This is a genomic window from Salinivirga sp. (assembly GCF_035268865.1).
Lineage (GTDB): Bacteria > Bacteroidota > Bacteroidia > Bacteroidales > Salinivirgaceae > Salinivirga.
The window spans coordinates 37,775-51,868 of record NZ_DATFKB010000232.1 but is presented as its reverse complement, the minus strand read 5'-3'; the positions used below and the strand labels follow the sequence as shown (position 1 = coordinate 51,868).

The window sequence follows — 14,094 nt, the reverse complement described above, 5'->3', positions numbered from 1 at the left end:
TAGAAATTTTGTGCAGGCTGCGTGCAGGCGGTTCTTCCGCCAGCTGGCGGATCAGTGAGGTGCGGGGAGACAGGTAAGTGTGTCAGTTTCGGTTTCCTGTTCCGGCTATTCACCTCATCCTAACCTTCTTCCGCTGGTAATCGGACACAGCCTCAATGAGAAGGAGTGCTCCGTTATATCACCTCATCCTAACCTTCTCCTCAAGGAGAAGGAAAACTCCGATCAGGTTGTATTACAGAACACTAACCTGATTGCAGGTAATTTCGTTCGTTTTGGTGCTCATGGCCGTAGCGTAGAAATTTTGTGCAGGCTGCGCGGTGGGGGTTCTTCCGCCAGCTGGCGGATTAGTGAGGTGCGGGGAGGGGAAAGTAGTTTTATGTTTCTATATTTTTAATGAATTTTGCAATTTGTGTCAATACATCATTTAAATTATTTAAAACTTCTTCATTTTTGAAACGGATTACTTTTATATCATATTTGGTTAACTCATAAGTTCTGCCTTCGTCTTTTTCCTTTTGAGTTATGTCTTGATGGTAGTCCCCATCAATTTCAACAACCAATTTAATTTCATGGCAATAAAAGTCGGCAATAAAATGGAATAATGGGTGTTGCCGACGGAATTTATATCCTTTCAATTGCCGGTTTCTTAATGCTTGCCACAGAATTTTTTCTGTTTCTGTAGGGTTTTTGCGCATAAATTTGGCATCACTGAAACGTTTACCATTGGCACCTAGATGAAGATTATCATCTGTACTCTGGGACTTATAAACCATTTTTTTGAGTTAAGTTACAAATTTTTGTTTTTTTGGCAATATCACCTCATCCTGTCCTTCTCCTGAGAGGAGAAGGGACGCTCCGATCAGGTTGTATTACAGAACACTAACCTGATTACAGGTAATTTCGTTCGTTTTGGTGCTCATGGCCGTAGCGTAGAAATTTTGTGCAGGCTGCGCGGTGGGGGTTCTTCCGCCAGCTGGCGGATTAGTGAGGTGCCGGGGAGGCAAAAAAAGAGGCCACATTATAGCAGCCTCTTTTATAGCGTTTGTTGTTTTTACTGTTCGTCGCGAACGGATTGCAACCGACCGTAGGGAGCTCAGCGAAGCTAACCGACTGAAAGGAGCTCGACGAAGTCAAATCCGCTCGATCGGCTGCGCAGTAGGAAGTCCGCTCCTTCAGGGCCTGTCCCGAGAATCGGGAAGCGTTAGTGAGGGTGCGCCGGCTTTTGCCACACCCGCCACAAAAAAACGGCAAGGCTTAAGAACCTTGCCGTTAATAGCTGCATAAACTTATCTATTCTTTTTCTTTTACTTCGTATTTGGGTGTTACATCCATATTGTAGAATGCAAACGACCAGAGGTCGGCATATTCCTGGATAACCATGCTGGTTGGTTTGCCGGCTCCGTGTCCTGCCTTTACGGCAATGCGAATCATTACGGGATTGTTACCGTCGTATTTTTCCTGCAAGGTAGAAATGTATTTGAATGAGTGTGCAGGTACTACACGGTCGTCATGATCGGCCGTGGTAACCAATACAGCCGGGTAATCGGCATCTTCCTTTATAGTGTGCAGTGGAGAGTAGCTCATCAGGTAGTTGAACATCTCCTCTTTGTCTTCTGAGGTACCATAGTCGGTGGCCCAATAGCGGCCAATGGTAAATTTATGGTAACGCAGCATATCCATCACACCTACTGCGGGCAGGGCTACGGCAAACAGGTCGGGACGCTGATTGGTTACAGCTCCCACGAGCAATCCACCGTTGGATCCACCCTGAATGGTCAGCTTGTCGGACGATGTGTAATCGTTATCAATCAGATACTCGGCTGCAGCGATGAAATCGTCAAACACGTTTTGCTTGTTCAATTTCGTACCGGCCTTGTGCCACTCTTCGCCGTATTCGCCGCCACCGCGCAGGTTAGGCATGGCAAATACACCGCCGTTTTCGAGCCAAATCAGTCGGGTGATACTGAATGAAGGCGTCAAACTCACGTTGAAACCACCATAACCGTAAAGTAGTGTTGGATTGTCACCATCGAGCTCCAGGCCTTTTTTATGGGTAATGAACATGGGTACTTTGGTACCATCTTTACTTTCGTAAAATACTTGTTTCGACTCATATTTCGAGGCATCAATGTCAATCTTACTACGCTGATAAAGCTCCGATTTATTATCGGCCACGTTGTATTTGTACACAGTAGAAGGTGTGGTGAATGATGTCACGGTGTAGAACGTGATTTCATCTTCGAGCTTACCTCCAAAACCACTGATGGTTCCAACCACGTCATTGTCCAGCTCGTGTTGGAAGTTACCTTCCAGGTCAAAGATTTTAATTTGTGAGCGGGCATCTTTCATGTAATTGGCAATCATTTTGCCGCCAACGAGACTAATACCGCGCAATACGCCTTCTTCTTCGGGTATGAATTCGGTCCAATTTTCCATGGCCGGGTTGGCCGGATCGGCAGCCATTATACGATACCGCGAAGCACCATCGTTGGTTCTGATCAAAAATTGTCCGTTGATGTGGTCAATTACACTGTAATCTTTCTCGAATCCGCTTACCAGTGTTTGCATCTCTGCATTCGGATCTTTAAGATCTTTAAAATACAATGCATTGCCGCTGGTAGATTCGGTTACGTAAATGATCATGTACTTTTCATCCTCGGTAATATCCACACCGAACCCCCACTCGGGATGCTCAGGGTCTTCATAAAAGAGCTCATCTTCTGATTGCGGTGTACCCAGTTTATGATAATAAATTTTATTGTTTTCATTCACACCACTCAACTTACTACCCTCTTCAGGTTTTGGGTAACGGGTGTAGAAAAAACCATCTTTGTACCATGTAATACCGGAAAACTTGGCCCACATGATGTGATCATCGAGCAATTTGCCGGTTTCAATGTCTTTCACGTAAATCTCCCGCCAGTCTGACCCGCCGCGTGAAATGGCATAAGCCAAATACCTACCATCTTCAGAAGGCGTAAAGGCTGCCAAAGACACTGTTCCGTCTTCAGATAACTTATTCGGGTCAAGAATTACTTCGCCCTCATCTTCCAGGTTGTCTTTAATATAAGCTACACTTTGGTTCTGGAGGCCATCGTTTTTAAACACAAAGTAATGTCCGCCACGCTTAAAGGGTGCAGAAATGCGGGGATAGTTCCAGATTTCCGTCAAACGTTCTTTAATGGCATCGCGAAAAGGTATTTGCTCCAGGTACCCGAAAGTAACCTCATTTTGAGCTTTTACCCATTGCGCGGTAGCTTTGGAGGTGTCGTTCTCAAGCCAACGATACGGGTCCTTTACTTTTTGGCCAAAATAATCATCTACCACATCCTGCTTTTTGGTATCAGGATATTGAAAATCTGTGGGTTTCTCTTTTTTGGGTGTACAGGCGGCCAGCATTAATACTGCCAACGCCAGAGGAAAAAAATACTTCATTTTTATAAATTTTATATTGGACATAATTTGTGAAACAAAATTCAAGCGTGCATACGAATTTACAAATAAATGCTTCTATTGCTCAAAAACACGTGATAAATTCTGTTTGAAAAATAATGACAACCACATGTTAACGTGCCCTAATTATTTGTGAACTTAACATTTTTTTTACAAATTTGATAGATTTTTAATCTAAAACTATACGCTATGAGAAGAATTCTATTATCCATTTTAGCGATGGCAATAATGGCTACTGCCTGGGCTGCAAATGGAGAGAAGCTCGTTTTTAAGAAGAGCGACAATCAACTAAAAGTCGAAAAAATCACACAAACAGGCTTTAACTTTGAACTTTCTGTTGCCGAGGCAATGGTAAAGGCAAAAGAAAACAAGCACGGTAATTTTTTCATGCTTCACTCAAAAGGATTTACTAAATCATTTGATATAGGAAATCCTAATTTGCCAACCAAAACAAAATTAATTGAAGTGCCTTTTGGTGCTGATGTTAAAATTAAAGTTCTTTCTCAAAAAACTGAAGTTATCAGTTTAGATGAAAGAGGTTTTGAAGGCAACCTCTATCCTAGTCAGCCATCAGTGGCAAAATGTGACGAAGGTAAAGAACAAGAATTCAAATTCAACAAAAAAACTTATGCCCGTGATGCATTTTACAGCAATGATATTGTTGTTTACGAAGAATCGGGCATTATGCGTGGCACACGTTTGGGTACAATAGCCATTAACCCATTCAGCTACAACCCGGTAACCAACGAACTTAGAGTAGTTACTGACTTAGAGGTTGAAATAACTTTTGAAGGTGCTGATATGGCTAAAACTGAGGAAATGAAGGAAATTTACGGAAATAGTGTATTCTCTTCACTACTCAGCAAAACCATGAACCATAAAGTGGAAGGTAAACCTTTAAATCAGAACGAACCGGTTAAAATGATTGTAATTGCCGACCGCATGTTCGAAACTTCACTCCAACCATTCGTTGAGTGGAAGAACATGTCAGGCGTAATTACTACAGTGCGTTATACTGACGAACCTGAAGTAGGTAATACAACCACTTCAATTCAATCGTTCCTTCAGGGATTATATGATGGTGCTACAGCAGAAGATCCTGCACCTTCCTTCCTGCTTCTAGTAGGTGACATAGGTCAGATTCCAGCTTTCTCCGGTGAATCAGGAAGCCATGTCAGCGATCTTTACTATGCCTGTTATGACGGCCCCAGCGACATGATTCCCGATATTAACCACGGCCGTTTTTCAGCACAAACAACCGATCAGCTTGATGCCATTATCGAAAAAACACTGATGTATGAAAAATACGAAATGGCAGATCCATCGTACCTCGACCAAACCCTTTTAGTTGCAGGAGATGATGAAAGCTGGGAGGACGTGTATGGAAATGGTGCCATGTGGTATGTAGATAATTTATATTTTAATGCCGAGCATGGTATAAACAACCACCTATTTTTGCAGGATCCTCCAAACGGAAATGCCGCAGTACATGATTCAATCATTGCCAATGTAAATGCAGGTATTGCCTGGGGTAACTACACTGCACACTGTAATTCATCTGGTTGGGGTACACCTTCATTTACAACAAGCGATGTGCCTTCATTAACCAACGATGGGAAATACGGTGTTTTAATCGGAAACTGCTGTTTATCAAACAAATTCGATGACAATGAATGTTTCGGCGAAGCACTTTTGCGTACTGCCAACAAAGGCGCCATTGGATACATGGGTGGTTCAAACAGCACCTATTGGGACGAAGATTACTGGTGGGCCGTTGGTAACGGATCGCCTGTAGAGGAGCCACAATATGCCGACTTCGGAAATGGTAATTATGACCTGATGTTCCATGAAAATGGAGCAGACCAGCCATATGCAGACTGGGCAATTACAACAGGACAGGTAAACATTGCCGGAAATTTGGCAGTAGAAGAAAGTAGCTCAAGCAGAAAACTTTACTACTGGGAAATTTATCACCTGATGGGTGATCCTTCATTAGTACCCTATGCCGGTGTCCCAGACCCAATAACACCAAACTACCAGAGCACTATATTTGTAGGTGTTGGAACACTTAGCATTACCGGTTTGCCCGAATATGCAAGAGTGGCTCTAAGCGATGGAGGTACACTAATTACTACAGCTGTTGCAGATGCCAGCGGATCGCTTACACTGGAGTTTGATCCATTTACAACGCCAACCACTGCTGACCTGGTAATTACAGGACAATTCCACCAGCCATATATTGGAACATTGGATGTAGTGCCGGGAACAGAACCTTTCGTTGTATTGAATGAATATACAGTTAACGGATCTACAGCTTATGGAGAAGCTGTTACACTGGATGTAAATATGAAAAACGTGGCCGAAGCAGGAAGTGGATACGATGCTGCCAATGTAGACGTAACACTCTCTACAGAAGATAGCTACGTTACTATTTCGGACAATAACGAAACCTATGGTACAATTAATGCCGGCGATTCAACAACTATTGCCGATGCTTTTGCTTTGGCTTTTGCTGATGATATTCCTGATCAGCATTCCATATTATTCACCGTTACAGCAACAGGTGATGATGCCAAATATACATGGGAAAGCAATTTTAATATTGTTGTCGATGCTCCTGTCCTTTCGGTTGGTGTTATGAACATCGACGATACGGGATCAGGCAATGGCGACAATATTCTTGATCCGGGTGAAACAGCCAACCTCGTGTTGACAATCAATAACAATGGTGCTGCCGACATAGACAATGTAAACAGTGCATTTACCATTAACAGCGGATCTGAATACCTCACTTTTACAGATAATACAGCTGCCGTTGGAGCTATTGCAGCAGGAGCCAGCGCTACTGCCACATATCAAGTTACAGCAGATGCAGCCACACCACTTGGCACACCGGTTGACCTGACCAATAATGTAACAGGTGGCGCCAGCGATCAGTATACAGCTTCAGCAGATAAGCAGGTAATCATTGGTTTTGTACCCGAATACTGCGAATCAGGGGCAACAAGTTCATCAGATTCTGACCTCACGAACTTCGAATTTGGCGACCTTGCCAACAATACCGATGGTGACTGTGGTCAATATGACGATTTCACTGAAGATCCGGAATTGATTCACGAATTTATGATTGGTGCAACCTATGATGTATCAATTACCCTTGGTAGTTGTGGCGGAACTTACACCAAAGGAGCTGCAGTATTTGTAGACTGGAACTACGATGGTGATTTTGATGATGAAGGCGAAACAGCCCTGGAAATCGCATCGGAAGATAATGACTGGACTGCAACCGGAACAATCACTATTCCGGCTGATGCACCTGCAGGTCAAAAGTTTGTGCGTGTTATCGTGCAGGAAACTTCAAGTAGTATTTCACCTTGTGGTACGTTTACCTGGGGCGGCACAGAAGATTACAAAATTATACTGGTTGCTCCAAATTCACCAGTGGCAGATTTTGAGGCTACACCAACCGAAACTACAGCAGGCATGAGCGTGGCTTTTACCGATCTTACAACCAATGCGCCAACATCATGGGATTGGACAATTACACCCGGAACTGCCGGCACAGATTTTGAGTTTGTTGAAGGAACAGATAACACTTCCCGCAACCCGGTTGTACAATTCAATACAGCCAATTCGTACACTGTAGAGCTTACAGCCACTAACCTCGTTGATAGCGATACGGAAACTAAAACAGACTACATCACCATCAATGAAGTGACTGAGGTACCTGTTGCTGACTTTACAGCTGATGTAACCGACGTTTACCCGGGTGAAGTTGTACATTTCACAGACATGTCGACTAATACACCTACCGGATGGCAATGGACTGTTACACCGGGAGCCGAAGGCTCGGAGTTTGAATATTTAGAGAGTACAAGCAGTACCTCACAGAATCCGGCCATTCAGTTCAACACACCGGGATACTACACCATAGAACTGGTAGCAACAAATGAAATTGGCGATTCTGATCCGTACAGTGTAACCGATATGATTAATGTGTTACCGGTATTTTATATGCAGGATGGCTCTGTTACCACCTGTAACGGCGTATTCTTCGATACAGGTGGTCCTGACGGAGACTACAGCTCAGATGAGAACCTGACTTTCACCATTTACCCGGCAGAAACCGGAAAAGTAAGTCGTGTAGATTTTGTAGCCTTTGAAACAGAGGGTGGTTATGATTACCTGACCATTTATGATGGAGAAGATGCTACAGCTACTCAAATTGGTTCTTACGATGATGTTAACGATGGTTTATCGGTTCAGGCTACCAATGCAGCAGGCGCACTAACCTTTGTGTTTAATTCTGACGGTAGTGTAGTTGATCCGGGTTGGGAAGCCAACATCAGCTGTGTAACTCCGGGCAACTACCTGGCTACATTTACAGTAACTGATGCTGACAGCAACCCAATTGAAGGCGCAACAGTTAACATTAACAGTACTGATATTACAACAGGTGTTAATGGTGTTGCTACCATTGACCTTGCCGACGGTACATATGATTACACAGTAAGTGCAACAGGTTATTATGATGCCACAGGCAGCATTACCGTTTCAGGAGCCGATGTAGCCGAAGAGGTAGCCCTTGATATGGAAATGTACATGGTTACATTTGAAGTTACCGCTGATGGCGCAGCTGCCGAAGGCGCAACCATTACATGCCCTGGAATGGATCCAATGACTACCGATGTAGATGGTCATGCTTCAATGGAAATGCAAACCGGAACACATGAATACACTGTAACCATGGACGGATATCCTGACGCAACCGGAACATTCGACGTTGTAGACGGCCCAGTTACCGTACCTGTGAACATGGTTGGAATTAACGGTATTGCAACAGCTAATCTGAAACTGTACCCGAACCCGAACAAGGGAACCTTCCACATTGAGGTAAACGGCACTTACAATATTACCGTAATGAATGCCATTGGCCGCACTATTCACACCGAAAAAGTGAATGGTCAGGCAACCATTGATATGAACAATGCTTCAGAAGGTATTTATTTCATTAAATTACAGGATGGAAACAAAGTGGAAACACAGCGTTTTATCATCAGCCGATAATAATTTTAGAAAGCTATATTCAAAAAGGCTGCTCATTCGGGCAGCCTTTTTTTATGTTTTTGTCTCTATAAGTTTTATTGATGTAAAAAAACTAAAAAGGGCCGTCCTCCCCGGGCGGCCCTTCTAAATATTATATTCAAATTCTATTCGAATTCCATCATTAAGGTATTTTTGGGCACTGTTTCGCCCTTTTTCACATGAATTTTTTTAACCTTAAATGCTCTCTCTGAAAGAATTTCGTTCTCCATTTTCATGGCCTCCAGTATGAGCAATGGGTCTCCTTTCTTGACCTTCTGTCCTTCCTTCACAAGTATCTTTAAAATAGTACCCGGAATAAAAGAAATCAGTTTTTTAGGATTATGCGGTTCGTAAGCTCTGCGCTCATGATACTTTTTAGTCAGGTATGTTTTATATACCGTTTCATCAACAATAAAGCTTTTGAACCTTGGTTTTTTTGCTTTTTCCTCCATAGTACAAATGTTTAGAATGGTGGAATACCGTGTTTTTTCTTCGGTTGTCCAACGTTCTTATTAGCCGAAACCTCAATTGAGTGCATCAAAATACGACGAGTCGTTTCCGGCTCGATTACAGAATCGATATATCCTTTTGCTGCAGCTACATAAGGGTTCGCAAATTTTTCTTTATACTCTTTCACTTTTTGTTTGCGCATAGCTTCGGGATCATCGGCTTCTTTGATTTCTTTACGGAAAATAATATTAGCCGCGCCTTCCGGACCCATTACAGCAATTTCTGCTGTTGGCCATGCAAAGACAAAATCTGCGCGCAGGTGACGTGAATTCATTGCAATATATCCACCACCATATGCTTTACGCAAAATAATGGTAACTTTTGGTACTGTTGCTTCACTATAAGCATAAAGCACCTTAGCTCCGTGGCGAATTACACCGGCATGCTCCTGATCAACCCCTGGGAGATATCCCGGAAGGTCTTCAAGTGTTACAACCGGCACATTAAATGCATCGCAATAACGAATGAAGCGGGCAGCTTTATCAGAAGAATCGGTATCTAACACACCAGCTAAAACCAATGGCTGGTTTGCAACGAATCCGACTGTTTCTCCGTTAATACGACCAAATCCTACAACAATATTGGCTGCAAATCGCTCCTGTACTTCAAAGAAATCAGAGTCATCGACCAATGCGCGAATAACGTCGCGAACGTCATATGGTTTTTTAGGATCGCTGGGTACAATATCCTCAATTTTATACTCTTTACGTGGTTCTTTTGGCGGAAATGCACGTGCTTTCTGACCATTATTCCACGGAATAAATGTGATGAGTTTCTTAATCTGATCGAAGCACTCCATCTCATTTTTAGCATAAAAGTGTGCATTACCTGTTTTCTCTGCCTGTACAAGTGCACCACCAAGTTCTTCCATGGTAATTTCCTCTCCGAGCACAGTTTTAATAACCTCAGGACCGGTAATAAACATTTTGGAAATCTGATCGACCACAAATACAAAATCCGTCAGTGCGGGCGAATAAACTGCCCCACCTGCACAAGGACCAAGAATGACTGAAATTTGTGGTATAACACCAGATGCGAGGGTATTTCTAAAGAAAATCTCTCCATAACCAGCCAAAGAGTTTACACCTTCCTGGATACGGGCACCACCGGAGTCATTGATACCAATCAAAGGCACACGCATTTTTAGCGAGTGATCCATGATTTTGGTGATTTTTCGGGCGTGCATCACACCAAGCGAACCTCCTGCTACAGTAAAATCCTGTGCAAAAATACATACAGGTGAACCATAAATGGTACCGGTACCGGTGATCACACCATCTCCATGCAGCACCTTCTTATCCATGTTGAAATCGCGGGCATCATGCTCCACGAAAAGGTCATACTCATGGAAGGAGTCTTTGTCAAGAAGAGCTAAAATACGCTCACGGGCAGTCATTTTACCCATTGCAGTTTGCTTCTGAATCGCCTTGTCGCCACCTCCCTGTTCTGCAATGGCTCTTCTTTTTAAAAGCTCTTTCGTCTTTTGTTTTAATGACATAAGAACAAATTTTGGTTTAACATTAAATCACAACCTATCGTGTAATTTAGCAGCCATAATTGGCCATATTAACAAATTATTTACAAGATTACGAAATATTGGTTAAAGATAAAAAATCATTTTTAATCATTTCTCACCCGTGAAATATGATTTCGATATCTATTAATTTGAGTATCAAAGATAATAAATGAATTTGCCCAGAAGCAAAAAAATCAAATTAGTTTATTCCCATCAGAAACATACACTTTTACAATAGAAAATAGCAACAACAAAGACCTCAAAGCAAGATAATTATTCTATATGCAGTTCTAAATATAATTTGTATTCATATTCTGGAGAGAATTGGTATTTTTACGCAATGGATGTTCCGGCTCAACATATACCCCATACAGATGCATTTCGTGCCTGGTTGCAAATCGAAAAGGGATTATCAGACAATACCATAAGTGCTTACATGCACGACCTCCTTAAGTTAGCACAATTCTCTGATGAGCACTCAGGAAAACTTAATCCTGAAAAAACAGATATAAAAACCCTACGTGAATTTTTGCACTGGATTCACGATATTGGCCTCTCTCCTACTTCCCAGGCCCGTATTTTGTCAGGAATTAAAGCTTATTTTAAATTTCTGAAAATGGAGGAGATAATTGATCACAATCCGGCCCAACTACTTGAAACTCCACGTACAAAACGAAAATTGCCTGTGGTATTGAGTCTCCAGGAGATTGATGCCATAGTAAACGTTATCGATATGAGTAAACCACAAAGCCAGCGCAACCGGGCTATAATAGAAACCCTTTACGGTTGTGGTCTGCGAGTTTCAGAACTGACAGAGCTAAAGCTGAGCAACCTCCATTTCAGCGAGGGGTTTATCCGTGTAATAGGAAAAGGCAATAACGAACGTCTTGTACCCATTGGAGAAACAGCCATGAAAGAGATCATCAATTATGTAAAATACGAAAGGGTGCATGTGGAACCTCAAAAAAATGAGGAAGACTATGTGTTTTTAAATCGCCGTGGCAAGCACCTCACGCGCGTAATGGTATTTACCATAATCAAACAATTGGTGCAGGCTGCCGGAATCCATAAAACCATCAGTCCGCATACTTTCCGCCACAGTTTTGCCACCCACATGGTCGAAAATGGCGCTGACTTACGCGTGGTGCAGGAAATGCTTGGGCATAAATCCATTCTCACTACTGAAATTTACACCCATATCGATCGCCATTACCTCAAAGAAACCCTCATTGAGTATCACCCGCATGGGCGGGGATAAAAAAAGCCACCCCAATGGATGGCTTCAGAAATATTACATTAAAAATTAAAATAAGAAATATTGTAAGCTGGCTGATAAAGCATAATTGAATCTGCTCTTCTGATAACCAGGGTACTGGTAGTTGAAATAGGGCTGATCTGAAGCAATATAATCCACCTCGACATACTCATTTTTTGCATTATTAACCGTGTAATATACATTTAAGTCAGCACTTAACCGAACTTGTGGTGAGATGTAATAATTCAAATCAAAACCAAGATTTGCAGTGATGTTCTGCCCTTTAATACCCATAGTATTCTCATCTAAATCAGTTTTATCGAAATGTTTCACCATAGATAATCCATAAAAGGCATTGATACTGGTTCTGGTATTGGGATAATAGCCTACTCCGTGGTTCAGGTCGAGATAAACGCCCGGATAAATATACTTGCCAAGGTAGGAATTGCTAAGCCGTATTCTCGACTTTTCCGTACCCCAATAAACATCCGCATTCATATAGTGCTGCCAGTAAAGATTTATAGGTTTCTCATATGTTGCTTTCAAACCGGTCTTTAAAACGTAGGCACGCATATTATATAAATCATCGAATTCTCCTCTGTATAAAGTTTCATTCAAATCATAACCGGGGTTTATGAAAGCTTCTGCCCTGAATCCTGTGTTTCGTATTGGCGTATTGCCGTATGACCATAAATCCGATAGCGTTGCGAAATAGCTGATATCTTGTTCGTCAATATATCCATTCTCCTTTAAGTACTTGTCAAGTTCTTCCAGTTCATAGATACGCTTGTTCCTAAAATCGAAAAACCGTTCATTTTTTATGGTAGATATGAACCTTGCAAATTCCAAAAGCTCCTCCGATGATTTTACGGCACCTGTTTTTCCTTGTTTTTGCAATGCTTCATAAATATAGGCAGCCTGTCTTGCATCCTGCACCTGTTCTATTCGGCCGTATCCAATAGAAAGCGGTAAATAAATCGTAACCTCATTGGTTTTATCCCTGTTATTTAACTCTTTGTAATAATTATAATTATAGGAAACATCTGCCGTTCCGCCCAGAAAAAAACCTTCATTTCCCTGAAAATAATAACGGTTTACGAGGTATAATGATAAACCTCCATTAAACCGGTGGGTTTCATTGATCAATGCTTTATCTTCTTTGGCATCTCTGTAACCAGCAGCCATATTGACGCTCGAATAAAAATCCTGTTGCCAGTATGGGCTATTATGATAAAAGGTATGAATGACGCGTGAATTCAAAGCAGCGCTATTCATGATTTCTTCTTCAAAATCTTCAAAATAATTGGTAGAATAAAAAGATTTATCAACCCGGTTACTCAGGGCAAAATCGAACCCCAGCGTTTGCCGTTTCAATTCCGGTAACTTATAATCGGACAAATCTAAATCCTGAATTTGTGCGTTGGCATTGTATGCAAAAAACGCAAAAAGGGCAATACATAGCTTCTGAAAGTGTCTCATAATTGTTTTTTTTGAATGATAATGCAATTAAAAAAAAATGAATAAAATTTAATCTTTATTAAAAAATTCACATTAAACATCACAATTATCCGAAATTTTATGAAGGTTTGTGTTTATTACAGCCTAAGTTGAGTGATTTGAACGTAGTGAAAAAGCGCTTTTCGCCAGCTTACAGATACACCCCCTTACTCCGCTGAGTTCATCAGGCTAAGCCAGACCCAGTTTTGCTTGCAAAGTTGTAATTTCTTAAACAGGTACATTAATTACACCGCCATGAATGGCGGTGCAAGTGATGCGTCTTTTTCACAAATTATTACGAAGTAATCAAACTTAATTTTCTCTGACCTGGTAAGTTATCTATATGTAATGTAATTTAGGTAACAAAACAATAAGCAACACCAACAATATTTTTTTTTTGAGATCTCCGATCTTATATTATCATACACATAAAATTAGCTAAACCATTTCCATGGCCAGCGGTACCTGAGGGTGTTCATTTTTTTGTAATATTGATGAGCATTGTCTTTTGGCGGAGGCACCGGATCATAACCGTGGGTGCCCCACGGATGACATTTAGAGAGGCGTTTTAGTCCAAGCCACAGCCCTTTGAAAGGTCCGTGTATCCTGACAGCTTCGACCATATATTCGGAGCAGGTGGGCACATGACGACACGAGGCTGGTGTTAAAGGGCTTATAGCATACCGGTAAAAATATACGATCAATAAAACCACGCCTTTTAAAAGTAGTTGGAATGGATATAAAATTATAAGTATGGTCTTTTTCATGAAGCTAACTG

General features: G+C 41.8%; 7 protein-coding genes and 1 pseudogene. 2 read left to right on the top strand and 6 right to left on the bottom strand.

All coding sequences use genetic code 11. From position 1 onward, the window contains the following. Positions 1-374: 374 nt before the first annotated feature. Entirely contained in the window at positions 375-773 is a 399-nt protein-coding gene (locus tag VJ937_RS14040) for an endonuclease domain-containing protein (protein WP_324068114.1), read from the bottom strand. Positions 774-1,290: 517 nt separating this feature from the next. Continuing rightward, a complete protein-coding gene (locus VJ937_RS14035) occupies positions 1,291-3,435 on the bottom strand; it encodes a prolyl oligopeptidase family serine peptidase (RefSeq protein ID WP_324068112.1) in 2,145 nt (714 codons plus the stop codon). A gap of 207 nt (positions 3,436-3,642) precedes the next feature. Here VJ937_RS14035 and VJ937_RS14030 point away from each other — a divergent pair, with 207 nt between their 5' ends. Then, positions 3,643-8,520, top strand: coding sequence for a C25 family cysteine peptidase (locus tag VJ937_RS14030; RefSeq protein ID WP_324068110.1), 4,878 nt, complete (start codon positions 3,643-3,645; stop codon positions 8,518-8,520). Between the two features lie 143 nt (positions 8,521-8,663). Here the strand turns inward: VJ937_RS14030 and VJ937_RS14025 are convergent, their stop codons facing one another. Next, positions 8,664-8,990 (bottom strand): acetyl-CoA carboxylase biotin carboxyl carrier protein subunit, encoded by a 327-nt coding sequence (locus VJ937_RS14025; protein ID WP_324068108.1) that lies wholly within the window; start codon positions 8,988-8,990, stop codon positions 8,664-8,666. 11 nt (positions 8,991-9,001) lie between these two features. Beyond that, positions 9,002-10,546, bottom strand: coding sequence for an acyl-CoA carboxylase subunit beta (locus VJ937_RS14020; protein WP_324068107.1), 1,545 nt, complete (start codon positions 10,544-10,546; stop codon positions 9,002-9,004). A gap of 358 nt (positions 10,547-10,904) precedes the next feature. On the opposite strand from VJ937_RS14020, the gene xerD reads away from it, so the two are divergent. Then, complete coding sequence (xerD, locus tag VJ937_RS14015; RefSeq protein ID WP_324068105.1) at positions 10,905-11,822, top strand: site-specific tyrosine recombinase XerD; 918 nt, start codon at positions 10,905-10,907, stop codon at positions 11,820-11,822. A 45-nt stretch (positions 11,823-11,867) separates the two neighbouring features. On the opposite strand, the gene VJ937_RS14010 is transcribed toward xerD, so the two are convergent. Further along, the gene (locus VJ937_RS14010) at positions 11,868-13,298 is read right to left on the bottom strand and encodes a hypothetical protein (RefSeq protein ID WP_324068103.1); all 1,431 of its coding nucleotides are present in this window, start codon (positions 13,296-13,298) and stop codon (positions 11,868-11,870) included. Positions 13,299-13,831: 533 nt separating this feature from the next. After that, positions 13,832-14,083 (bottom strand): annotated as a pseudogene (gene yidD, locus VJ937_RS14005) (membrane protein insertion efficiency factor YidD); the annotation flags it as partial. Positions 14,084-14,094: the final 11 nt, after the last annotated feature.

Coding starts and splice junctions, on each gene's coding strand:
- VJ937_RS14025 (WP_324068108.1), bottom strand. CDS start 8,990: ATGGAGGAAAAAGCAAAAAAACCAAGGTTCAAAAGCTTTATTGTTGAT.
- VJ937_RS14035 (WP_324068112.1), bottom strand. CDS start 3,435: ATGAAGTATTTTTTTCCTCTGGCGTTGGCAGTATTAATGCTGGCCGCC.
- VJ937_RS14020 (WP_324068107.1), bottom strand. CDS start 10,546: ATGTCATTAAAACAAAAGACGAAAGAGCTTTTAAAAAGAAGAGCCATT.
- xerD (WP_324068105.1), top strand. CDS start 10,905: ATGGATGTTCCGGCTCAACATATACCCCATACAGATGCATTTCGTGCC.
- VJ937_RS14040 (WP_324068114.1), bottom strand. CDS start 773: ATGGTTTATAAGTCCCAGAGTACAGATGATAATCTTCATCTAGGTGCC.
- VJ937_RS14030 (WP_324068110.1), top strand. CDS start 3,643: ATGAGAAGAATTCTATTATCCATTTTAGCGATGGCAATAATGGCTACT.
- VJ937_RS14010 (WP_324068103.1), bottom strand. CDS start 13,298: ATGAGACACTTTCAGAAGCTATGTATTGCCCTTTTTGCGTTTTTTGCA.